This window comes from Paenibacillus sp. FSL P2-0121 (assembly GCF_037975345.1).
Taxonomy (GTDB): domain Bacteria; phylum Bacillota; class Bacilli; order Paenibacillales; family Paenibacillaceae; genus Paenibacillus_AQ; species Paenibacillus_AQ odorifer.
Window position 1 is genome coordinate 2,643,499 of record NZ_CP150245.1, and the last position, 25,184, is coordinate 2,668,682.

The following is a 25,184-nucleotide window of genomic DNA, read 5'->3' on the forward strand; positions in this document are numbered from 1 at the left end:
TTAAGGGTTTGTCTGATTCTTGGATTGCCGTACGCCAAACATAATGAAATCCTTGAATTGCCGGTCCATAACCCGATCTTCCTCCGTAACCACACCCCCCCGCTGATGAGTAATAATGACGGCTTTTTGTAAATACATGAAATACAGGTGGGTGGACTTGTGCAGAATGTCCAGCCACTTATTTTTTTCCTCCGGAGCGACTGATATGGACTCAAGGAGAATTAACCGTGAATACCAGCCTTCCATAGCCTGCTTAAAGTCAGGAAGTTCCGCGGGATTTTTGGAAAGCGTGCTGTAGTAAACTCCAAAAATGGCATCATAGTAGATCAGGGCTTCCTGCTGATCTCTTAATGCCAGATATTTATCGAGAATGTTCTCCAATGACTGTACAGGGTGTTCAAAATCAAAATCAAACAGCAGTTGTCCAAACATCCGCTCCAGATTAAGGACATAGATTTGAGCGGCTAACTCTTCCTTGTCTTTATAATGATGATACAAAGTACGCCGGGAGATGCCGGCTTGTTCCGCAATCTGTGCCATATCCGTGCGCTCAATACCTTGAGCACAGAATAAGCTAAGCGCTGTATCCTTAATGATCTCCCTTGTCATTTGCATTTGCTTTTCCCGCAAATTCATTGATTTTCTCTCCTGTCTTGTTGCAACTCTTCCGCTGCTTCTAGCACTATTTCTGAGCTGGCTTCGAATTCATGAGGAATTTGCTGCCCACTGAATAGGGGTTCTGCCGGTTGATCGCATCACCTAACCAATTCAGAAGCTTCACACCATCCTGTTCAGCCTGAAAGAAGGTCTCTCTGGTGGCAAAAGTGTGCGGAGTTGTACCCGTCTTAGCGTTCAGTCCATAGTCGGTGAGATAGTAATAATAATTAGGTAAAGTGGCTGCCAAAGAAGAAACAGATTGCCGCATTTCGTGTGACCACTCATTAATGATACTTTGATCTCTTGGCCCCTTGTAATCGTTGATGTTGTTCTGAAAGTGGATTAGAATCTCGTCAAATACCGAGTAGGATTGCAATATTATCGCATTCGCAGGAAGTAGATGGCCGTTCGCTTTAAAAGCTGCCCCGATGATATCCGCTTCAGGGGCATATCCGAAGTTCTTCACGAAGTCTGCCTGCCATTCCTGCTTCACAACATTTGGCCACTTGTCTGATTTCAAGAAGGAACTGTCTGAATATTGGAAAATCTCGGAGTTCTTGTAATGAGAGGCGATCTCGGGAGCCCAAAAAGCGGACCCGAAGCCACCGGCACTTTCGCCAGCAATCAGTAGTTTGCCGGGTTTATCCACGTTGGCATATATCCAATCGAGGCTGCTTCGCACATTATTGCTGCCGTTATAACGCATAGTAAAGGGGCTGCCGTCATCTTTTTTATATTCAACTTTGCGGTTGCCGATATGGAAGTCACCGGTTGAATAGGGAAGGTAGACCACATTCCAGCCATGAAAAGGATTGGCAGGGTTATCCGTATCCATCATGCCTCTCAGCAATGTCAACATATAGAAGGGGATGTTCTGGAAATAGTTGCCTGTATCTCCACCTTTAATAAAGTTCATAAGCTTGATGGGGTGTGCGGCACTTTGGGCATCCCAGCTGGCTCCGCCACCGGAAAAAAAGATGATCCAGTTATTATTTTCACCCTTTTTATTCCACAAAAAATACTCTGATCCATCACTTGATATGACATTTCCGTCTAGCGTGACTTTATTCCACTTGTAAGGCTTCACTTCCGCAATTACAGGGGTGGTAGTCGCCGGTCTTTTGATTACAAAAGCGCTGATTGCAAACATGGCAATCAAAACAAGGCTGAATAATCCAATACCTGTGAATATTGTGATTTTCCTCATTTTTCTCATATCCATCTCTCCCTTACTCGGAGTATACGTCAAGATCACTCATTACACAAGGTGTATACCTAAAATCATAAAACAATCGTGAGAAAATATATAAAGAGGTGTCCTCGCAGCCTTTGATCCATGGCTACAGGGACACCCCGATTTTTGTATGTTACTTTATTTGTATGTTACTTTATTAATTTTGCTGCTTCAATTTCAAATGTTTTTAGTTCGTAAGGTTCAAGTATAAAAGTAATGACAGGTTCAGTGTGGACTTCCCCTTCAGGACGCTCCATTAGATTACACTCTTGCCACGAAATAATATTCAAGTCGCTAGTCATATCAATTTGCTGACGGCTTCCGGAATAGTCGTGCACACGTACGATTAATTTTTGACCATCCTCAGACTTCTTGATCGCAGAAACCATAACCGTCTGAGTAGAAAGGCGAATAAGCGACTTGGATGCTCCTTCTGCTTGCCCCATGGTGCTCCGTAGAGGGTTGTTGACGGACCAAGCTTGACGGACGGTGTCACCCTGTAGCCAATCCCCAGTATGAGGCAGGATAGAGTAGGTGAAAGTATGTTCACCTTGATCCGCTTCAGGGTCAGGGTGCGTTGCCGATTTGATTAAGGATAGACGCATCACATTATCCTTGATGTCATAACCGTATTTGCAGTCGTTCAGCAAGCTAACGCCATAACCACGATCTGATAAATCTGCCCACTGATGCCCCACAGTCTCGAATCTAGCGTAATCCCAGCTAGTGTTCCAATGTGTTGGACGCGTAACATTACCGAACTGGATATCATAAGTGGCTTCGGTAGCTCGTATTGCAACAGGGAAAGCTACTTTCATTAGCTGTTGTCGCTCATGCCAGTCTACCTTTGTCACGAAATCGATACGACGATGGTGTGCATGTAAGATCATTTGCTGCTTAATCGTGGAATCCATATAACTCCATGTGAATTGTACAACACATCGCAGTGAACCCTTTTCTATGACTTCAATGCTGCGGCAGTCGGTGACTTCACGTTTCTTTTGCTGATAGTAGATGTCAATGTCCCAAGCTTCATGGGCTAGGGGTTTATCTTCAAACACTTGGAACACGTTACCGTGACTTCCGTTTGCTAATACTTGTCTTTGTTCATTTATATCATAGATGGATACTAATTGACCTTGTTCGTTCCATTCAATTTCGAAGTGAGGCGTTGAGATTCCTGATTCATTTAGCTTGAATGGAGCGCTTAGTGACTTAGAATTCACATCTTCTACGAAGGAGATCGTTGTGTATCCAAGAGAAGGAATGTTAGATACTTCAACGATCCAGCGGTCACCTTCACGCTGAGCTTGTAGTTGTTTTCCTTCTGAGCTTATCCAATGTCCTGTTTCCATCCCGGCTTCAACAGTAATTTCTACGAGTTCTGTCAGCTCCCAAGCAGCATTGTTCCAGATCGTATATTTACCGGCTTCATTTCCGCTCACAAGTGCCTTACTGGATTGCTCCCAGACAGACTGACCTATTGCTTCTGCTTGTGCATACTCAATTGTACTGTCTTCATACACTTCACGAATCGAAGAGCCCGGAATAATATCATGGAATTGGTTGCGCAAAATAATTCTCCAGCCCTCGTCTAAATCGGTCTGACGATAGTTCGACCAGTCACCTGTCATCACACTTTGCAGTGTATTTAGCCATTCCGCCTCACGGTATAGCAGCTCAAGCTTACGGTTCATCCGCTTATTGTAGGCTTGGCTTGTGTAGGTGCCGCGGTGATATTCTAAGTAAAGCTCGCCATCCCATACATGGACATAACGATCTGTATTTGCAACAGTTTCTTGCAGGGTACGGAAGTAGTCTCCCGCTGTTCCTGTTTCAATCTTCGGCAGACCGGGAAGATCGTTTAGCCGACGGCGCATCTCTAGCATTTCACGGTTCACACCCCCGCCACCATCGCCATATCCGTAAGAAAGTAACAGATTGCGATTCACTTCTTTATCCCGGTAAGTATCCCAAATTCCTTTCACAGTCTTAGGAATAATCCGGCCATTATAAGTGTAGAACCAAGAATCTTCTTCGGACCAAGGCTCAGGCGTTGTAATAAAGTGTGTTAACACCTCTGTGCCATCAATCCCACGCCATTGAAAGGTATCATGTGGCATCCGGTTATATTGATTCCAGCTAATTTTTGTGGTCATGAAGGTATTAATTCCTGATTTTTTTAGAATTTGTGGCAAGGACCAGCTGTAGCCAAATACGTCCGGCAGCCATAAATAGTCACATTCAACCCCAAATTCATTACGTAAGAAGCGAGTTCCATAGAGTAATTGACGGACTAGAGACTCCCCTGAGGTCAAGTTGCAATCTGCCTCAAGCCACATGCCGCCGCCAGCTTCCCAGCGTCCTTCAGCTACACGTTCACGAATATTTTCATAGATTTCTGGATAGTCATTTTTGATATATTCATAGAGTTGCGGCTGAGTCTGTAAAAAGGTATAGTCCGGGAACATTTCCATCAGACGTAGTACGGTTGAGAAGGAACGCGCACATTTCTCACGGGTGTGTTTCAATTGCCACAACCAAGCCACATCAATATGGGTATGGCCAATACAGGTAACTGTGACGGGTGAGGATTTCTCCATTTTGTTAATTTCATCACGCAAATAATTGCGGGCTTCCCCGATCGAAGCGTAGAAGTTGTCTGAACCTGGACGAGACCAGTCGATCAGAAGAAAGGAGCGGTCTACTGTACTCATAAGTTGTGTATATTCTGGAGTTTTGGCATCGAGTACGTTCAGCGTCTCAACTACAGCAAGCGCGGTAAAATAGAAATCATCCGTTGCTTCATCCAGCCAACAAATTTCAGCCATGCGAATGCCATGTGTCTGATCTTTTTTAGGGCCGCCACCTTCGAGTCCCGACCATAACCGGAAGGTCAGTGGAAGCTGAGTGCCTGTCGTTTCATTTGGCAAGAACACTTCGGTATGATTGGAATCCACACCTTGATAGGGTTTGCCGTTGAAAAAGAATAAGGATTCAAATCCGGAGTTATTTCCAGCACCCGTCTCGCCAAAATCAAATCGACCCAGTACTCTACGGCCTGCCCAAGAGGCAGGCACGTCTATATTTGTCGTTAGCCATAAATACAAATCGCGGCCTTTCCAGGTATCTCCAACTCGTAGCTTAGACCATTCTCCATCCACGGGCGGTTCGGCTGCAATTTCACCTTGTTCGTCAATCATTGAGTTGAAAAAAGGAATGTGTATACGATCCCTGTAACGATATTCGGAAATTTCGTTTAGTTGGGAGTTGAGTTTGCGTTTGGTTAGAAACATGAGTAATAGCCCCTCCAATATGTTGATGGGGGACGAGGAAATTAAGATCTATTTGGGTTATTATAGGTTTGTTTGGGGGGTAGAAATCAACTATAGACGATTTTGTGTGAGTTGTAAACTCTCGGTGGAGAGAAAAGGTGGAGCGCTAGAATATATAAATAAAAAAATGCATGCGCTTCCATTGCAGAAAAAGAAGTGTGATGTTAAGCTTCTAATCCTAAAGGTGATATTCAGAAAGAAGGTGGCTTTGTTGAATGTAAAGAAATTTTATCAAAACCATTTGCAGAAAAAACTGTTCAATAAAATTTTAGCTATATACTCTTCGATCATTATAATTACGTTAATTGCCTCATCCATTACCGTATATAAATACTATGAGCAGACGATCACTCGCCAACATGTAGATGCCAATCGGGAGGTGCTGGATTATGTAAGTTTGTATATGAATCAGCAGTACGAAAGCATCCAAGTGGCTATCCAGCAAATTTATAGCGATGCCTCTGTCAGTGAGGATTTGTCCTACTTTTTGCAAAATGATTATGGGGATTATCTTAAATACCGTTTAGATCAATATGCAGACATAGGGAGCTCCGTTCCTCATACGTTCGATACTTATTTCAAAACCTATTTGAATCAGAAAAACGGGATTTATGACGTTATTTTATACAGTACAGAGAAAGAATTTTATTATTTATATAAAAATAATACCCGACAATTCTACTTGAGCGACATGGACGGTTCTAAGCAAAAGTTATCCTTACCGAAGAATGGCTGGGTCTCGCATGAAACCAAATTAGTGCTTAAGGAAATAAGAGAAGACAATAACAATTTGTATACAATGACTAGGGAAATTAAAGATCCGATTACACTGAAAACGATCGGGATGCTCATAGTAGATTTTGACGCAGAACTTATTTCAAAATGGCTTGGCACAAAAGTTGCAGAAAATAATGGTCAATTGTTGGTCTTAACCCCAAGCGGTGACGTTATATATGATTCATTGGGAAGGTATATGGGACAGCGATATCCACATCTCGATGCGCTTCATGCGGATGGCTGGACAACACTGGATGGGATCTCCAAGGTTAACTTAAATACAACGAATAGCTCAGGTCTTATTATGGCAGGGATCATTCAGAAGTCACAGGTCAACAACGAAATGAAAACGGTTCGAACTTGGATTATCGGGACTACCACAGCGCTTATTATTACTGCAATGTCTTTTACATACGGAATTATTTTACGTTTTTCTAAAAAAGTGAAGATCATTATCAAATCTATGAAGCGCTTACAGGAAGGTGATTTAAGCACACGTATTCACCTAAATCGAGAAGATGAATTGCAGCTAATTGCGAACAACTTTAACTATATGTGTGAAAGATTAGAACTCTATATTAATAAAGTGTACATTTCGGAGCTTACGCAGAAAAATGCAGAGCTAGTTGCACTTCAATCGCAGATTAATCCACACTTTTTATATAACACACTTGAGGCGATTAGGATGCGGGCAATTACGCAAGGAGCGAAGGATGTAGGTCAGATGATTTACATTTTATCGACATTATTTCGAACGATGATTAAGAAAAGCATGGTCGTTACAATATCTGATGAGATTGAATACTGCAATTTGTATCTGGAGTTGTTTCAGATTAGACATAAAGATAGGCTCCAAATCATATCACAAATAAGTCCAGTTGCCATGAATTGTTCTATCGTTAAATTGCTCATCCAACCGGTCATTGAAAATTATATTGTTCACGGATTTAGACCTGACCGTTTTGGCAATCTCATCCGTATTGAAGTTACTGAATCTGGCGGGGAAATTCAAATTGCTATAAGTGATAACGGGAATGGAATTACTGCCAGCAAGCTGACAGAGCTACAGCAAATGCTTCAAGTCAGTATGAGAATGGATGAACCTCCTTCTTCGGTAGGCCTATGTAATGTGAATGAACGAATTAAACTTTATTATGGGACTGAATATGGATTAACGATCGCTAGTGAAGTAAATAAAGGAACAATAGTCATCATGAATATACCAGTAGTAAGGGAGAGTACTAATAATGCACAATATACTTATCGTGGATGATGAACCTCTTATTCTTGAAGGATTACGTTCAGTGATTGAATGGGAAAAATATGGATTGAGAATCGCGGGACAAGCGTCTAATGGGGAAGAAGCTTTAGAATTTCTACGCAATCATAATGAAGGGATCGACATATTAATTACTGACATTACGATGCCAAAACTTACGGGACTTGAACTGATTCAGCAAATAAAGGTTTTTGATTCAAAAATGAGGTTTATAATCTTGAGCGGGTATGAGCAATTTGAGTATTTAAAAGCTGGAATGAGTCTAGGCATTGAAAATTATATTCTCAAACCCATTAATATACATGAGTTGGAATCAACCATTGAACAAATTGTTGAAGTGCTGAATCAAGAGGATGTTGAACAATTTCATGCTAAAGAGGATTGGCAAGTTCTACGCAATAATATTCTAAACCGCTGGGTAACTGGCAATATAGGCCGGCAGGAGCTACAGCACCGTTCAAAAGTCTTAAATATCTCACTGGACTGTTCATTTTTTACGGTGGCTGCGATTCGGCTTATCACCGAACAGGATGACGATGAGGGCCAGGATAAACTCCATAGGAATCAGCTTATGGATGAATGTTATCGTATCGCTGTGAAATCATTAGAGCAACTTGGAACCGTTATTGTATTTATAGATATGGAAGGTGATCTTGTTCTTATTATTGCTGAGCGGGCTGAAGCTGAGAACAAAGAAGAGCTTTATTGTGTACTGGAGCAAGTGCAATGTGAGATTATGCATGAGTTAGAAAAGTCTGTCTGGATAACGATAGGAAGTAAGGAGCATGCTTTTCAGGAAGTCCCAAATAGTTATAAAAAGGCGAAGAGTTTATATGTTGATCATCTTATGCTACCGGGTTACCCGATTATAGATGTGGAACAACTATCAAAGATGGTTCTGCATGAGGAGAAGCTCGAAATTGATTATGAGGAATTCACCAAATTATTATTATCTGGAGACCGGGAGGCTACGAACCAATTTATCGCAGAAACGTTCGAAAAGCTGTTTGGCTGTGGCATGATTACCCGCATTGATAATTACAACGTAGCGATTGAGTTAATGTTGATTGCTAAGAAAATGGAGAAAAACTCTAATTTTAGTGCCGTGTTTAATCCATTGCTGCGCATACATACTATTGAGCAATTGGTGCACCATGTGCAGGAAAGTGTGAAAGAAACACTAGACCAATTATCATTAGTAAATGATGAGCTCAGTCCGAATATGAGATATATGGTTGATCAAGTAAGCAAACACTATAGAGAAGAGCTATCCCTGAAAACGCTCAGTCAGCGTATGGAAATGCATCCTAATTATTTGGGCCAGCTATTTCAGAAGGAAATGGGCCGTAGTTTCTCTGATTATGTTAATCAATTTCGAATTGAAAAGGCAAGACAATTGCTGCTTCAAACTACGTTACTAACCAACGAAATTGCAGCTGAAGTAGGATATCCGGATCCAGCATATTTCTATCGCCAGTTTAAAAAATCAGTAGGTGTATCGCCGACAGAGCTTCGGAATATGTACAAAAAAGCAAAATCCTAAAATAAAGGAAATGTTCCTGAGTATCACGTTCAAGTACGGGCTTCATGGACGTTGATAACGAGAATGTTTCCTTTTTTTTTGCTCAAATTTAAGGGGAAATAGACTTTTTAAATGTCCCTTCTGCTGTGGATCTTTAATTTTTACATCTGATTCTGGAGTTTTTCAACTTTATGAAACCGCTTTTATAGCGCAGAATTAAGGGTAGTTAAAGGGGCGAGGGAAAAAGATCGAAGGGATATATAGGGGTTGTTTGGGGATAGAGAGAAGGGGGATGTGGAATAATGCCTGCATTTTTCAAAAGTTTAATTAAGGATAAAGTACTCTGGTTTATGGTATTACCAGGGACATTATGGTTCCTGATCTTTTGCTACTTACCGATGTTTGGAACAGTAATTGCATTCAAGGATTTCAAGATTCATCGGGATGGATTCTTTGCAAGCGTTTTAAATAGTAAGTGGGTTGGCCTTGAAAATTTCAACTTTTTGTTCTCGACGGAGGACGCCTATATCATTACAAGAAATACGATTCTTTATAACTTGGCGTTGATCTCTCTCGGTTTAGTTCTTGCGGTGGGCATTGCGATCACCTTAAATGAACTTGTGAACAAACGGATGGCTAAAGTTTATCAAACGGCGATGTTTATGCCTTACTTCCTTTCTTGGGTCATTATTAGTTTCTTTACCTTCAGCTTTCTGAGTGTAGATAAAGGAATATTGAATCAAGTGGTTGTTTACTTCGGAGGCGATCCTATTTCCTGGTATGGGGATACTCGCTTTTGGCCATATATCCTAATTTTCATGGGGATTTGGAAATCAATTGGTTATTCAAGTGTTGTTTACTTAGCGGCTATAGCGGGTATCGACAAGTCCTACTATGAAGCAGCTATGATTGATGGGGCCAGCAAATGGCAGCAGATTAAGTTTATTACACTTCCTTTGCTTAAACCTTTAATGGTAACGCTAACGATTTTAGCGATTGGTGGTATTTTTAGATCGGACTTCGGTTTATTCTATCAAATCCCTCGGGATTCAGGTGTTCTATACTCCGTAACGAATGTTATCGATACTTATATTTATCGCAGCATGAGTACGACAGGTAATCTAGGGATGAGTACAGCAGCGGGTCTATATCAATCGATTGTTGGATTTATCATGGTGCTTGTAACGAATTCTATTGTGAAAAAGATCAGCAAAGAGAATGCGATATTCTAGAAAGGAGTTAGTGACGTTATGGCAGTATTCAAACGTAAGCCAAAAGAAATCGACAACAACGCCATTACTCCTTTATGGAATGTGGTACTCAATATTATAATTGGCATCTTCGCTTTTACTTGTGTGTTTCCGTTCTTGTTTGTCATAGCCATTTCTTTTACAGATGAGAAAGTACTTGCTCTAAATGGATTTAGCTTGTTACCCGAAAAATATAGTTTAGCAGCTTATCAGTTTGTTTTTAACACAGGTGATCAATTGCTTCGTTCCTTTGGAGTTACTTTGATGGTTACTGTACTAGGTACGCTCATTAGTTTATTTCTAATAACAACTTATGCGTATGTTCTCTCTCGAAGATCATTTCGCTATCGTAATTATTTCAGCTTCTTCGCCTTCTTCACGATGTTATTCTCAGGCGGAATGGTTCCCAACTATATCGTGGCTACGCAGTTTTTACATTTGTACAACACGATATGGGCTTTAATATTGCCCATAGCGATGAATGCATTCTTTATTCTAGTAATGCGGACCTTCTTCCAGACTAGCGTACCTGATGCACTCATTGAGGCTGCCAAAATTGATGGGTCTGGTGAGTTTCGGACCTTCCTGCAAATTGTACTTCCAATCTCTTTACCGGGGATTGCAACGATTGGATTGTTCTGTACGCTGGGCTATTGGAATGATTGGTTTAATGCCCTGCTGTATATAGATGATGCGAGTCTTGTTCCACTCCAAGCGATGCTGATGCGAATTCAGAATAATATGGAGTTTGTCATTCAGAACAGTATGCAGATGGGATCAAGCTTTGAGATTGCTGCAACCTTGCCAACAGAAACCGTTCGTATGGCGATGGTTGTACTGGCGACCTTACCTATAGCACTAGCGTATCCGTTCTTCCAAAAGTATTTTGTACAAGGCTTAACCGTGGGCTCTTTAAAGGAGTAACACTACTAAGATGTATTTATTCGAATCGCTAGGACAGGAATCGATATAAATAAAGCGTTCATTAATCTAAAGGGGGAAAATAGAAATGAAAATGAAAAAAGGCTTAACACTCGCTCTTGCAGGGACAATGCTTTTTTCTGGCCTTCTAGCTGGATGTGGTTCGAATAATAATACAAATGCTGCTAAAGAAACAAACAATTCAGCGGCAGCAGGGAATTCAGCAGGGAACACATCAGAATTAAAGCCATATGAGTTGAAGATGTATTTAATTGGTGGACCTCAAAAGGATTTAGATCTTGTCTTAAAAGAAGTTAATAAATATACCCAAGAAAAAATTAACGCGACGTTGAACATTACGATGTTCGATTGGGGCGATTACGATAAGAAGATGCAAGTCATCACCGCTTCCGGTGAGCCTTATGATATTGCCTTTACCTCTTCTTGGACAAATGACTTCCGTCGTAACGCTGCTAATGGGACGTTCTTGGGTCTGAATGATCTGCTAGATAAGTATGGTAAGGAAACGAAAGAAGTTTTGGACCCTCGTTTCTTAGAAGGAACTAAGATTAAAGGTGAGATCTATGGTGTTCCTGTAAATAAGGAGCTTGGACAGCAATGGGTATGGCGCTTCAATAAGAAATATGTTGATAAATATAACATGGACATTTCCAATATCCGTACATTGGATGATCTAGAGCCACTTCTTAAAACGATTAAAGAGAACGAGCCGGCTGATATTACACCTCTAGCTGTTCCTAAAGGCTTTAAACCATTCATGCCATTTGACTATGTACTAGGTGATGAGCTACCTATCGGGGTCTATATGGATTCCACAGATGGCAAGGTTGTTAATATTCTGGAGACACCTGAACTTGCAACATCGTTAGATACGATGCGTAGACTTTACACAGCAGGTTACTTACGCCCAGACGTTGCGACACTTGAAGGTATTGATAACATTAAGACCGGTAAATGGTTTGCCGATCGCGAAATCACACAGCCTTATGCAGAAAAAGGTTGGTCTCGTTCAGCAGGTTATGAAATTGTAACTTCGCCTATGCATGAGCCTTATGTATATACACAGTCCGCCGCAGGTTCGATGCACGCGATTTCCGTAACCTCAGGTGATCCTGAGCGCGCGATGATGTTCTTGAATCTTTTGAATACAGATAAGTACTTACGCAATTTGCTCAACTATGGTATTGAAGGCACTCATTATAAGAAAATCTCCGACAATGTCATTGAAGATCTGCCAGCTATGCAAGATAGCTATGCAATGCCAGGCTTCACACTTGGGAACATGTTACTGACTTATCTGCATGCTGATGACCCTGCTGATAAATGGGATGCTTTCAAGAAGTTTAATGATTCTTCAAAAGAAGCCCCTACCTTCGGTTTTGCATTTGATCCTACACCTGTAAAAACAGAAGTAGCGGCTATCAACAACGTAACTAAAGAATTTATGCCAGCGCTATACACAGGTTCTGTTGATCCTAAAACATATCTGCCAAAAGCAGCGAAGAAATTTAAAGAAGCTGGACTTGATAAAGTCATTGCAGAAGTTCAAAAGCAACTTGATGAGTGGAACCAGACAAAGAAATAAGCTAATGAACGTAACACGCCTAAGATTAATCACTAAAGGTAACACAAATAGGATTAGTGGAGACGGGCAGCTATGCTGCCCGTCTCTCTATCTATCCCCATTTATTATGAAGGAGTGAGAATATGGAACAATTCCGACTTCCCACCATCTCTATGCCGAAGCTGCCGCTTCCTCAAGCGGTTCAAGAAGTATTGAACGAAGCAGAGGAGAAGTTAGCTCATCGGCCGAAGCTGTTGCAGCTTTTTAAGAACTGTTTTCCCAATACGCTTGAGACAACGACTAAGCTTATGGATGATGGGACAACGTTTGTAATTACAGGAGATATCCCAGCTTCTTGGTTGCGAGACTCTGTGGAGCAGGTTATGCACTACGTGCCCTTTGCTAAAAACGATCCCGATCTTCAGCGGATTATTGGCGGGTTAATTAAACGTCATATCGAGTATATTCATATCGATCCGTACGCCAATGCGTTTAATGAGACAGCGAATGATTGGCATTGGAGCACTAGCGATATTACGGAAATGTCCCCCTGGGTGTGGGAGCGTAAATTCGAGATCGATTCTCTTTGTTTTTCCATGCGTCTGGCTTATGCCTATTGGAAAGAAACCGGAAAGGCTGATATATTCGACGCCGGATTTAAGGCAGCAATGATCAAAATATTCAACCTGTTCAAAACTGAACAGCGCCATAGTGAATTATCTCCATACCGGTTTACGCGTAACAATGGGATTCCTGAAGATACACTGCGTAATAACGGTCTAGGTATGCCTGTTAATTACACGGGTATGGTCTGGTCGGGATTCCGCTCGAGTGATGATGCATGCGACTTTCATTACAACATCCCGGGGAATATGTTCGCTGTTGTTGCATTACGTCATATGCAGGAATTCGCTGAATGGGTATTCCGTGATCTTGAATTTCTGGAACAGCTTAAAGCATTAGAAGCTGAGATTGATCACGGAATTCAATTGTATGGTATTTATCGTCATCCGAAATTCGGTCCAATCTACGCCTACGAGACCGATGGTTATGGCAACTACTGCTTGATGGATGATGCGGGAACACCAGGACTCCTGTCGATTCCTTATCTCGGCTATGTTACCGCAGAGGATGAAATTTATCAGAATACGAGACGATTTGCTCTGAGCAAGGAGAATCCTTTTTATTTTGAAGGAACCGCAGCGAAGGGAATCGGCAGTCCGCATACTCCCAAAGACTACATCTGGCATATGGCATTAACCATGCAAGGTTTGACGGCTTCAACTAAGGAAGAAAAGCTGGAGATGCTTGCGATGTTAGAAGCTACGGATGCGGATACTGGCTTTATGCATGAGGGATTCCATGTTAATGATCCGAATACGTTCACTAGAAAATGGTTCGCCTGGTCCAATAGTCTGTTCTCCCAACTTGTCTATAAAATGATGAAGGAAGGACTACTATGAGCAGCCTGAGTAGACCTGTAATCATATTTTATGATTCTGATTTTCCAATTTCCAGTCCCATTCCTAGCGATGCGATTACATCCATGAGTGAGTTCGGATCTATTGTAAGTGAGAATCAGCTTGCACAAACGCTATGCGAAACGAAAGGCGGCTGTTTCATCAATCTGCATGCACCCTATTTCCCGAAAGCGGCCTGGATAGCCATTCTTGAATACCTGCAAAGAGGTGGCGGGTTGATTAGCATTGGAGGCGCACCCTTCAAACAACCTGTTCGTTGGGAAAATGGCCGATGGCATGTCGAAGCGGAGCAGACTTCCTATCATCAGGAGCTGTATATTCATGAGGCACTTCGTGTTGAATGCTCACGCAACCATTCATTGCTTGCCTTGGATGTCATTCCTCTGCTTAAGGGTCAAGAATCTCTTTTTCTAACGAGTGCGGACACATGGAACCTCGTGCCACATACGACAAAGACGAGTGATTTACCACATCAAATGGGCTCGGCAGGTCCGATGAGCACACGGATTTACCCGCTCTTAAAGGGAATTACGTCCGAGGGTCGAGAAACCGCTGCCCCAGTGGTTCTTTGGGAGAATACGAGCGGTTTGTATGCAGGTTCACGCTGGCTGTTCGTAAATACACCTGCAACAGCTTCTTTTTGGGAGCAAAAAGGTCCTTCCGCGATATCCAATTGGGCGCGTTTCTGCAGCAAGGGTGTTACGGAAATGTGGGTTAAGCCCAATTACGCGTCTTATGAATCAGGAGAACGTGCTTCCCTAACCCTTCAGATTCAGCAGCTTGAACGAGTGAGACCTTCTATGCGAAATGAAGATACATGGAATTTCACAATTCATGTAGAGCATGAATCAGATACCTCTTTGAAGTGGTCTCAGAGTTTGGAAATGAAGGCGAATGCAGAACTAAACATGGTGCGTCTGCCTATTCCTTTGGAGATAAGTAGGGGCCTCTACCAGATTGTCTGTGAAGCAGAAGCCAGTGATGGTGAGGTTCGCATTCTGCGCCAAGGGTTCTGGGGTCATGCTCCTGAGCTGCTGGCAGCAGGCCATCCGGTAACGAGCGGCAGAGATTATTTTATAAAAGATGGGCGTCCGCTACCAGTGGTCGGCATGACTTATATGGCGAGTGATGTGGCGCGTAAATTTCTATTTCTGCCGAACGTCGGAGTTTGGGATCGTGATATGGGCCAGATGCGGAAGGCCGGGATTAACTGGATCCGTACAGGGATCTGGACAGCTTATCGCAATGTGATGCAAGACGATGGACATGTCTCGGAAGAAGTATTGCGGGCGATCGACGCCTTCATCATGACGGCGAAAAAGCATGATCTTCAGGTGACGTTCACGTTTTTCTCCTTCACCCCGGAAACGTGGGGTGGGGTAAATCCTTATCTGGACCCACAAAGTGTTGAGGCTCAGAAGCGGTTCATTCGGTCTATTGTATCTCGTCATAAAGATTCTTCGAATGTAGACTGGGATCTTATTAATGAACCGTCGATGTTTGATCCGGACCGTATTTTCTCGGACGGCCCGAGTTCATGCCATGATCGCTTTGAGCGACAAGCTTTTAGGGAATGGCTACAAGAAAGACATGGTGTAATCGAAGTGCTGCAGGAACGCTGGAATATGACGCCCGCACAGCTTCCGGCCTTTGCTTCGGCAGGGCTGCCTGAAGCAAAAGAGATGAACTTCGACGTACAAGATATGCACAGTGCTAAGAGGGGGACACGCTGGTTGGACTATTGTTTGTTCTCTATGGAAATGCATAACCGTTGGGTGAAGCAATTATACGATACCATTAAGGAGCAATGTCCAGCTCAGATGGTTACGGTTGGCCAGGATGAGGGACTAGGAGCGCAGCGTCCTTCGCCGTTTTTCTATGAGGAAGCGGTAGATTACACTACTGTGCACTCCTGGTGGTTTAACGACTATTTGATATGGGATGGCATTTTTACCAAAACCCCCAATAAGCCAAACCTAATTCAGGAGACAGGCGTCATGTATGTAGAAACTCCAGATGGCCGAGCCAAACGTTCAGAACAAGAGCTGCGGAATTTGCTGGAACGCAAGTATGCTTACGCTTTTGGAACGGCTGGTGCGGGAGCTATTCACTGGATCTGGAATACGAATTTCTATATGGATAATGCGAATGAGTCCCATATCGGAGCACTGAGAGCGGATGGAACCGAGAAGCCTGAGGCAGACGTATCTTATGATTTCGGGAAGTTTATAGAAGGTATCCGTGATATATTTGGTGATCGGAAATTGGAAGAGATTGCGGTGGTGTTCCCTTATTCGAATGATTTCTCTAATCGAAAGTTGGCTTTTGCGTCTACAACAGAGCTTACCCGCATTCTGTCTTATGAGCTCAAGATGTCTTTTCGGGGGGCTTCTGAATACCACCTAGATGATTTGGAGAAGAACCCTGCGAAGCTGATTATACTGCCAAGCGCGCATAACTTCGCTGATGCAGCGATGGAACGGTTGTTACATATCGTTGAAGAGACAGGAGCGGTATTGCTTGCCACTGGACCGTTAAGCATTGATGCCTACTGGCGTTCTTCGGATCGGTTGAGTGATATTCTTGGCAAACGCGAATTGCGTAATGTGCGCCGCGAAGAAGTGCTTATGCTTCAAGGTCAAGTACTGCCTGTCTCTTTCGGCCACCGCCGGATAGCTGAGGTGACGAAGGAAACGATCATTCAAAAAAATGGTGGGAGTTCTACTATAGACACTGTCGTGAACCTTCCGCTGGGCAAGGGTCGACTCCTATGGAGTCCACTGCCAGTTGAATTGAGTGAGCGTAGGGATACTACGGCTGCACTTTACCGCTACGCGGTTAATGCTGCTTTTGTGGAACGTGATTTTGAATGGATTAGTGGTGGGGACTTAGCGGGTATCTACGGACGAAAACTGAGCTTTGCTACGGGTGCACTTTTTACCTTCGTGTCGGAATATGCCCAGGATGCAAAGATCGAGGTGAAGGATTCGGCCACTGGCCGAACTTATTCGTTCGTGTTGGAACAGGAACGTTCTGTTCTATTTGCCACGGATAGTAAAGGAGATTTGCTTGGTGTTTATCGCCCGCAGGAAGTCGAGATTCATGTCAATTATCCACATCTTCTACATTAAGCAACTTGGTAGATAGAACGCATTGCATATAAGGAGGTCTTCACTTTGGAAAGCTCAAAACAATCAATTAGCCCTCAGACAGCCCATATCATTTCCCATACACACTGGGACCGGGAATGGTATCTTCCCTATGAGAAGCATCATGTACGCTTAGTGAAACTGGTTGATGAATTACTGAACCGGTTGGATGAGGATAACGAATTTAAGAGTTTCTATCTGGATGGACAGACGATTATTCTGGAAGATTATCTTCAGGTACGTCCAGAAAATCAAGAGCGGCTACAGAAATATATTACGGAAGGTCGCCTTCTAATAGGACCTTGGTATATTTTGCAGGATGCGTTCCTTACTAGTGGGGAGGCCAATGTTCGTAATATGCAGATTGGCCATCAGGATTCGAAGCGTTACGGGGAACCCTCCAAAATCGGTTATTTTCCGGACACCTTTGGTCTAGTCGGCCAGACTCCACAATTAATGCTGCAATCCGGCATCAATAATGCCTTTTTTGGAAGAGGTGTGAAGCCCACTGGATTCAATAATACGGTGTCGGATGGAGGTTACGAATCCTCATTCTCGGAGCTGATTTGGGAAGGCCCTGATGGATCAAAAGTGCTAGGCATCCTATTTGCCAATTGGTATTCTAACGGAAACGAAGTGCCTGTAAATGAAGCAGAAGCCAAAGTGTTCTGGGAGAAAAAGCTGGCAGATGCGCGGAAGTTTGCCTCTACAGGTGAGCTGCTGTTCATGAATGGTTGTGATCATCAGCCGGCTCAACTGGATTTGCCAGAGGCTATCGAAGCTGCGAAGCGGTTGTATCCAGATATGGAGTTCATTCATTCGAACTTTCCTGATTACCTTAAGGCCGTAGAGGGTGTAGTGGATCGCAGCAATCTGTCGACTGTAAAGGGCGAACTGCGGAGCCAGCATACCGATGGATGGGGTACGTTAGTGAATACCGCGTCTGCTCGTGTCTATTTGAAACAGATGAATCAGGAAGGGCAAATCTTGCTTGAAAAGTTGGCCGAGCCACTTGCTTCGTTCGCACATTTACTGGGCAAAGAGTACCCCCATCATCTGTTCACCTATGCATGGAAGACATTAATGCAAAATCATCCGCATGATAGTATTTGTGGATGCAGCGTGGATGAGGTACACCGTGAGATGGTCACCCGTTTTGACAAGAGCCGTCATGTGGCAGAGACCATTGTTGAGGATAGTAAACGAGTGATTGCAGAAGCTGTGGATACGTCCGGGTTTACCACATATGGTGAAGACGTGCTTCCATTAGTAGCGATGAATATGACGGGTTGGAGTCGCACGGGTACTGTGAGCGTAGAACTTGATGTGGCGCGTCTATATTTGCGAGAAGGATTCTCTCTGGAAGAAACGGCTAGCCGTATGACTGGAATTGACTTGCACGGTCGTGTGTTAGTAGACGATCAAGGGAATAACATTGCCTCCCAGCTGGAGGACTTGGGTCTTCAGTTTGGTTATGATTTGCCAGATGATAAGTTCCGTCAGCCGTATATGTGCCGCCGGGTAAGACTTACCTTTGAAGCCGTAGAAGTTCCTGCGCTAGGTCTTCGATCATATGCTTGGGTTCGCCGAGCAGATGCAAAACTGCCAATAGCCGCTGAATCTTTGCTATATGGAGATCGGGTGCTGGAAAATGACGTTATCAAGGTAGTCATTAATGATGATGGTTCGTTTATGCTAAGTGACAAAACTAGTGGAGTGACCTATAACGATCTTGGTGTATATGAAAACACCGGGGATATCGGCAATGAATATATGTACAAACAGCCAGAGGCTGAACAAGCTTTGACGACTAAAGGACTGAAGGCTAACATTTGTGTACTGGAAAATACATCGTTTCGCGCCGCTATAGAAATTAACCATAACTGGGAGATTCCAGCCTCGGCAGATGATAAGCTGGATGAGGAGCAGCGTGCACTGGTTTACTATCCGGAGCGCAAAGCTCAGCGCAGTAGTGACACAGTCATTCTAAAACTTCGTACTGTAATCACCTTGGAGCGGGGCGGAAAGGGATTGCATATCGAAACGACAATAGATAACCAGGCCAAAGATCACCGGATTCGTATACTGTTTCCAACAGATTTGAACGCTGCCACGCATCGTGTAGATTCGATGTTCGAGGTTGCTGAGCGGAATATTGAACCAGCCACAGAATGGAAGAATCCGAGTAACACGCAACATCAGCAAGCCTTTGTTGATGTTAGTGATGGGAAAGCGGGTCTAACCGTCGCTAATTTTGGATTAAATGAATATGAAGTGCTGCGAGATGGGCGTAACACTATTGCGATTACGCTGCTACGTTCTGTTGGCGAACTTGGTGACTGGGGGCTATTCCCAACTCCAGAAGCGCAGTGTCTGGGAGAGCACGTTGTTCGTATGGAGCTAATCCCGCACACAGGTGAGGGTATAACTTCTGGTGCTTATGCTGAAGCTTACCAATTCCAGGTTCCGTGGATTGTATGTCAGACAGATGTACATGCAGGCGTGGTTGCGCCGGTGTATACTCCATTTGATTGGGAGAGTAGGGAACTCGCATTTTCTTCACTGAAAATGAACGAGCAGACTGGAGATATACTGCTGCGTTGGTACAACATGAGTCAGCAGAACACCAACCTGGCCTTCCATTCGTCTATTCCACAGCAGTATTTCTATAAAACGACGATTCTAGAAGAGGAGAGCCACCCAGTCACTAGTGATGAGAAAGAGAAAGGTAGCTTTGACTTACAGATCGGTCCATGCGAAATTGTAACGATTGGTATTAGAAAATAAATGGAAAAGGACGGTATCCAGAGAGTCGTATGACTTTTGGATATCGTCCTTTTTTGTATAAATACGTATCTTAGGAAGAAGATTTGCCGCGCGCAGTGGATCCAAGCTGATCAATCTGCTCTTCCAGAACCGCACTTGCTTGGCCTAAAAACTGCGAAATAAGGGCGAGCTCTTCATCCGTATAAGAAGCTGCGAGCTTAACCATGGCGGTATGGAGCGGTTGGTACGTATTAATGACATCATCTTTATTCTCATATAATGGCACAATAATCACTTTACGGCGGTCATTCGGGTCATTTTGTCTGCGGACATAGCCATTTTTTTCGAGCCGGTCTATTAATGCCGTAACACTGCCTGTGGTCAGACCGGTTAATTTAGACAGTTCTCCAGCAGTGATCGGACCTTTCTCCCGTAGAATATCTATAGATAAGAAATCATTATTGTATAACCCAAGTGAGGCGGCTACATTTTGTTGGTACAATACCGTTCGGTTTCCCAAACTGCGCATAAGCAAGGTGAATTGTTCCTGCTCTGGTGTAGGTTGTTCGTGGCTTGACAAAAGATAACGCTCCTTTTAAAATAATTATATCTTGATAGTCAAGATATTAGATTATAAAGTTATTTGAAAATTTTGTGATTTATCAAATACATTCTATCGAAATTAGAAATGTTTTGCAAAATAATTGCAATCCAACAACTTTGGGCAACCATATGGATAGAAGATATAACTACGAACCAGTGGGTTGAATTGAGAGGGGAATAGATGTGAAAGAGACTATTGTTATTAAAGGGGCAAGAGAGAATAATCTGAAAAATGTCTCGCTCACGATTCCTAAGTATAAGCTAGTTGTCCTGACAGGACCTTCGGGATCAGGGAAATCGACGTTAGCTATGGATACACTTCAGCGGGAATGCCAAAGACAGTATTTGGATTCCATGGGCATGACGTCAGATACGATCAGCAAACCAAAGGTGGAGTCTATTATTGGACTGTCTCCGTCCATTAGTGTTGGACAACATGTCACCAATCGTAATCCCCGTTCGACAGTTGGGACAGTCACCGACATCTATACGTTTGTCCGGTTTATCTTTTCCAGATTAGGCGAGCGGGTTTGCCCTTCCTGTAGTGGCAGCATTCCACCTTCTTTTGAAGCGAGGGGATTGCTGATCGAGGAAGACGAGGAAATGCATGGTCAAACGATGGGTTGTCCGCATTGCGGAGCTGAGCTTGAGAAGCTGGGCATGTCACACTTTTCTTTTAATAAGCCGGAGGGAGCTTGTGAAGCCTGCGGTGGTGTTGGATCTGTGGCAACTATAAATGAAGTGGCAGTGTTTAATCCAGAGCTTAGTATGCGTGAGGGTGGGGTGGCCTCGCTGAATGGTGTTCATCGTGATATACAGATGCGTATATTAGTGGCCGCTGGCAAGCATTTTGGTTTTGAGTTTGACCCAGATCAGCCCTTAAAAAATTACGGCGAAATTCAGCGCGACTTGTTATATTACGGAGTGGAAAGTGAGGCGTTTAAGCGCCATTTTCCCAATGTTAAGCCGATTCAAGGCACCAAATTTGAAGGCGTCATTCCTGGTTTGTGGCGGCGATACAAGGAGAAGGAAGGAGAAGCTGGTACACAGGAAAAAGACGGCGGATTTTTTCATGAGCAGCAATGCCCGGAATGCCTTGGCGCTCGCCTAAAAAAAGAAGTTCGTCTCGTTCGGGTAGCTGGCGCATCGATTACGGAGGTATCAGATTGGCCATTAAGCGATGTTTACGAGTGGACTAAAGGCTTGGAGGCGGCTTTGCCAACCGAGGGACTTCATCTGCTTGAACCCATCCTTCACGATATGCCTACCCGACTAAAACGGATTATCGATGTTGGTCTTGGTTATCTTTCCATGAACCGTCAGACGGTCTCCCTCTCTGGTGGAGAGGCACAGCGGCTGCGCCTTGCCTCATTGCTGGGGTCAGGTCTGACTGGAGTGTTATACATTCTAGATGAACCGACGACCGGGCTTCATCCGCGGGATACTGTTGGCCTCATTCGTGTGCTTCAGGAGCTGCGCGATTTGGGTAATACGGTGCTCGTTATCGAGCATGATATCGAGATGATGCGCGCTGCCGATCATATTATTGATATGGGTCCGGGTGCTGGTCTGGACGGAGGGCAAGTTGTTGGCGAGGGCAGCATTGAGGATTTGATGGCAAGCGAGGCTTCTGTTACGGGAGCCTATCTTAGAGAAGAGCGTCATAAGACTGCTGCATATGTTCGCCGGAAAGGTGACGGAAAACAAATCACCATCCGACAGGCACAGTACCGGAATATTGATATCCCGGAGGTTTCTTTACCTCTAGGTTGTCTGGTCTCTGTAACTGGAGTTTCGGGTTCAGGCAAGTCGACCCTAGTCTTTGATATTCTTGCGCAAGGCAGTACGAAAGGACATGAGCAAATAGGCTGTGCGGAGATTGCGGGCTTAGATCAGGTTGGAAATATAGTGATCTTTGACCAATCGCCCATGGGTAGAATGCTGCGTTCTAATGTAGCGACGTATACAGATGTATTCACACATCTGCGCCAGCTGTTTGCTGCTTTGCCGGAGGCGAAAAAAAGAAAACTGACCTCCAAGCATTTTTCCTTTAACACACCGGGTGGACGCTGCGAAACCTGTCAGGGTCTTGGGGTGCTGACTGTAGACATGAATTTCTTACCCGATCTGGAGGTTAAATGCCACGCATGCAAGGGGAGAAGATTTACGGATGAGGTTCTCCAGGTGAAATATGATGGATATTCCATCTCGGATCTGCTGGACATGTCCGTACAGGAAAGCTTGCCGATTCTTAAGTCGGAAGCCAAAATGGCGGGGATTATCGAGACATTGTGTGAGGTGGGTCTCGGTTACCTTAAATGGGGACAATCTGTCAAAACCTTATCCGGTGGTGAAGGGCAACGGATTAGACTGGCTAAAGAGCTGAGCAAACCTTCCAAAAACCATACGCTCTATCTGCTTGACGAACCCACAACAGGCCTTCATCCGTCAGACATCAAGCAGCTCCATACCTTATTGAGCAAATTGGTTGATACGGGAAATACTGTCGTAGTTGTGGAGCACAGCTTAGAGCTGATTCGGGAGTCCGACTGGGTGATTGACATCGGCCCTGAAGGTGGCGTTGTGGGCGGTAAGCTTGTAGCTGAAGGTACACCGGAGCAGGTTGCTGAAGTACGGGAATCCTACACAGGGATGTTCCTGAAACGGATTCTGGCTGAAGGGCTGTAACTTAATAAAAGAGGTGCCCAAAAGCCATGAAAATGGCTGGGGCACCTCTCTTTTTTTGAACTTAAACCAAACCTCTGCTCTCAACTCTAAACTTCGTCTGAACGTCTGAACCAATCTCATTCGCGCGTACTTAGCACTTTCGGAATAAGAGATGATCATGAGTCAATGGTGTTTGATCCGCAGATGATTAGGATACGGTAGCATCAGACAGCGAAAGACAGCGAAAGACAGCGAAAGACAGCGAAAGACAGCGAAAGACAGCGAAAGACAGCGAAAGACTATGCTTCGGCGGTATCGGACTCAGCAGACGTTATAAGCAGGAAAATCCGCCATTTGGAGTATTATCGGACCGCATAGCTCCTAATGGCGGAAAAATCACCGTATAAGAGCCCCTTTCTAAGAAATAGCTGCGCTGGTGTCCGATGAGTTGCTGAAAAGGCGATAAATTAGTAAATAGCGTCATTGGAGTCCGAATGCCTCAGCAGGAGATCATGGTATCAGTAGCAATAGCAGTAGCAGTAACAGTAGCAATAGACCCAGCGAATGATCATACTTCGGCGGTATCGGACCCAGCAGACCTTATAAGCAGGAAAATCCGCCATTTGGAGTATTATCGGACCGCATAGCTCCTATTGGCGGAAAAATCACCGTATAAGAGCCCATTTCTAAGGAATAGCTGCACTGGGGTCCGATAAGTTGCTGAAAAGGCGACAAATTAGTAAATAGCGTCATTGGAGTCCGAAAGCCTCAGCAGGAGATCATGGTAGCAGTAGCAGTAGCAGTAGTAGTAGTAGTAGCGGTAGACCCAGCGAAAGACTATGCTTCGGCGGTTTCGGACTCAGCAGACCAGCGAATGATCATTCTTCGGCGTATCGGACTCAGCAGACCTTATATGCAAGAAAATCCGCCATTTGGAGTATTATCGGACCGCATAGCTCCTATTGGCCAAAAAAACGCCTTATAAGAGCCAGTTTCTAAGGAATAGCTGCACTGGGGTCCGATGGATTGCTGAAAAGGCGATAAATTAGTAAATAGCTTCATTGGAGTCCGAAAGCCTCAGTAGGAGATCATGGTGTCAGTAGCAGCAGTATCAATATCAATAGCAGTAGCAGTAGAGCCAGCGAATGATCATACTTCAGCGGTATCGGACTCAGCAGACCTTATATGCAAGAAAATCCGCCATTTGGAGTATTATCGGACCGCATAGCTCCTATTGGCCAAAAAAACGCCTTATAAGAGCCAGTTTCTAAGGAATAGCTGCACTGGGGTCCGATGGATTGCTGAAAAGGCGATAAATTAGTAAATAGCGTCATTGGGGTCCGAAAGCCTCAGCAGGAGATCGTGCATCTAGCGCAGCTTAATAATCTAGCAGACGTCCATTATCATGCCATTGCCCGTACATTTTATTTTCTTTAGTGTTTGCTATGAATTTGTCTAATTTACTCTTAAATAAATCTGGCTGATGTTTATTGCTTTGGATCGTGTCGATCCGAACTCTTTTATAAAGGGCTGGAAAGGCCGTGAAATTCTCATATACTTGCCTGTCCTCTTTTAGCCGTTGCTCTATAATCTTATCTACTATAAAAGAATCAGGGTTCATATCAGGAAGTATCCGTTTTCCTTCAGCACTCATTAACCCCAGCTTTTCGAGGCGGCGGACACGCTCTTTATTCAATTCAGTCCAAGAGCTTTTGTTGCTTCGGGGAGAGAGTCTTTGCGCCAGCTCCGTTTCCGAAATTTTCTTTTTCACTCCATCGATCCATCCAAAACACAAACATTCCTCAACTACGTCCAAATATAGCAACGTTTCTGAGTTTGGCGTCATACTAACGAGTACCCAACAAGATTGTTCAGTCTTACAATTCTCCTGCAGCCAAACTCTTAAATCTTCTCTCGTTTTCACTGTAATTAGATTTTCAATCTCCATAATTAAAATA

At 43.8% G+C, this 25,184-nt stretch carries 15 protein-coding genes; 10 read left to right on the top strand and 5 right to left on the bottom strand.

The features are described 5' to 3' along the window. The 3 genes from MKY54_RS11535 to MKY54_RS11545 form a co-directional block, all read right to left on the bottom strand. Nucleotides 1-636, bottom strand: a complete 636-nt coding sequence (locus MKY54_RS11535; protein WP_076129994.1) for a TetR/AcrR family transcriptional regulator — start codon at nucleotides 634-636, stop codon at nucleotides 1-3. A 46-nt stretch (nucleotides 637-682) separates the two neighbouring features. After that, nucleotides 683-1,873: a pectin acetylesterase-family hydrolase gene (locus MKY54_RS11540; RefSeq protein ID WP_175617385.1), complete on the bottom strand. Its 1,191-nt coding sequence runs from the start codon at nucleotides 1,871-1,873 to the stop codon at nucleotides 683-685. Between the two features lie 167 nt (nucleotides 1,874-2,040). Beyond that, nucleotides 2,041-5,187, bottom strand: coding sequence for an alpha-mannosidase (locus tag MKY54_RS11545; RefSeq protein WP_339190526.1), 3,147 nt, complete (start codon nucleotides 5,185-5,187; stop codon nucleotides 2,041-2,043). 250 nt (nucleotides 5,188-5,437) lie between these two features. Between MKY54_RS11545 and MKY54_RS11550 the strand changes: the two genes are divergently transcribed. The 8 genes from MKY54_RS11550 to MKY54_RS11585 all read left to right on the top strand — a co-directional run bounded on the left by MKY54_RS11550 (nucleotide 5,438) and on the right by MKY54_RS11585 (nucleotide 19,977). Continuing rightward, nucleotides 5,438-7,276: a sensor histidine kinase gene (locus tag MKY54_RS11550; protein WP_339190528.1), complete on the top strand. Its 1,839-nt coding sequence runs from the start codon at nucleotides 5,438-5,440 to the stop codon at nucleotides 7,274-7,276. After that, the gene (locus MKY54_RS11555; RefSeq protein ID WP_076195203.1) at nucleotides 7,251-8,825 is read left to right on the top strand and encodes a response regulator transcription factor; all 1,575 of its coding nucleotides are present in this window, start codon (nucleotides 7,251-7,253) and stop codon (nucleotides 8,823-8,825) included. The genes MKY54_RS11550 and MKY54_RS11555 overlap by 26 nt, the downstream gene beginning before the upstream one ends. Before the next feature lie 281 nt (nucleotides 8,826-9,106). Beyond that, the gene (locus MKY54_RS11560; RefSeq protein ID WP_076129998.1) at nucleotides 9,107-10,036 is read left to right on the top strand and encodes an ABC transporter permease subunit; all 930 of its coding nucleotides are present in this window, start codon (nucleotides 9,107-9,109) and stop codon (nucleotides 10,034-10,036) included. An 18-nt stretch (nucleotides 10,037-10,054) separates the two neighbouring features. Beyond that, complete coding sequence (locus MKY54_RS11565; protein WP_038569957.1) at nucleotides 10,055-10,978, top strand: carbohydrate ABC transporter permease; 924 nt, start codon at nucleotides 10,055-10,057, stop codon at nucleotides 10,976-10,978. A gap of 85 nt (nucleotides 10,979-11,063) precedes the next feature. Next, complete coding sequence (locus tag MKY54_RS11570; RefSeq protein ID WP_076129999.1) at nucleotides 11,064-12,581, top strand: ABC transporter substrate-binding protein; 1,518 nt, start codon at nucleotides 11,064-11,066, stop codon at nucleotides 12,579-12,581. A 122-nt stretch (nucleotides 12,582-12,703) separates the two neighbouring features. After that, nucleotides 12,704-14,023: a glycoside hydrolase family 125 protein gene (locus tag MKY54_RS11575; protein ID WP_339190529.1), complete on the top strand. Its 1,320-nt coding sequence runs from the start codon at nucleotides 12,704-12,706 to the stop codon at nucleotides 14,021-14,023. Further along, the gene (locus MKY54_RS11580; protein WP_339190531.1) at nucleotides 14,020-17,172 is read left to right on the top strand and encodes a beta-galactosidase; all 3,153 of its coding nucleotides are present in this window, start codon (nucleotides 14,020-14,022) and stop codon (nucleotides 17,170-17,172) included. The genes MKY54_RS11575 and MKY54_RS11580 overlap by 4 nt, the downstream gene beginning before the upstream one ends. Before the next feature lie 45 nt (nucleotides 17,173-17,217). Beyond that, complete coding sequence (locus MKY54_RS11585; protein WP_339190533.1) at nucleotides 17,218-19,977, top strand: alpha-mannosidase; 2,760 nt, start codon at nucleotides 17,218-17,220, stop codon at nucleotides 19,975-19,977. Between the two features lie 70 nt (nucleotides 19,978-20,047). Here MKY54_RS11585 and MKY54_RS11590 read toward each other — a convergent pair whose 3' ends face one another. Then, nucleotides 20,048-20,485, bottom strand: coding sequence for a MarR family transcriptional regulator (locus MKY54_RS11590; protein ID WP_076130010.1), 438 nt, complete (start codon nucleotides 20,483-20,485; stop codon nucleotides 20,048-20,050). Nucleotides 20,486-20,742: 257 nt separating this feature from the next. Here MKY54_RS11590 and uvrA point away from each other — a divergent pair, with 257 nt between their 5' ends. Together uvrA and MKY54_RS11600 are read left to right on the top strand one after the other, a co-directional pair. Continuing rightward, on the top strand, nucleotides 20,743-23,247 hold the full coding sequence (uvrA, locus tag MKY54_RS11595; protein ID WP_076130002.1) for an excinuclease ABC subunit UvrA: 2,505 nt from the start codon (nucleotides 20,743-20,745) through the stop codon (nucleotides 23,245-23,247). A gap of 760 nt (nucleotides 23,248-24,007) precedes the next feature. After that, on the top strand, nucleotides 24,008-24,211 hold the full coding sequence (locus tag MKY54_RS11600; RefSeq protein ID WP_339190534.1) for a hypothetical protein: 204 nt from the start codon (nucleotides 24,008-24,010) through the stop codon (nucleotides 24,209-24,211). 393 nt (nucleotides 24,212-24,604) lie between these two features. Here the strand turns inward: MKY54_RS11600 and MKY54_RS11605 are convergent, their stop codons facing one another. Then, nucleotides 24,605-25,174, bottom strand: a complete 570-nt coding sequence (locus MKY54_RS11605) for a YdeI/OmpD-associated family protein (protein ID WP_339190536.1) — start codon at nucleotides 25,172-25,174, stop codon at nucleotides 24,605-24,607. Between the last annotated feature and the right edge of the window lie 10 nt (nucleotides 25,175-25,184).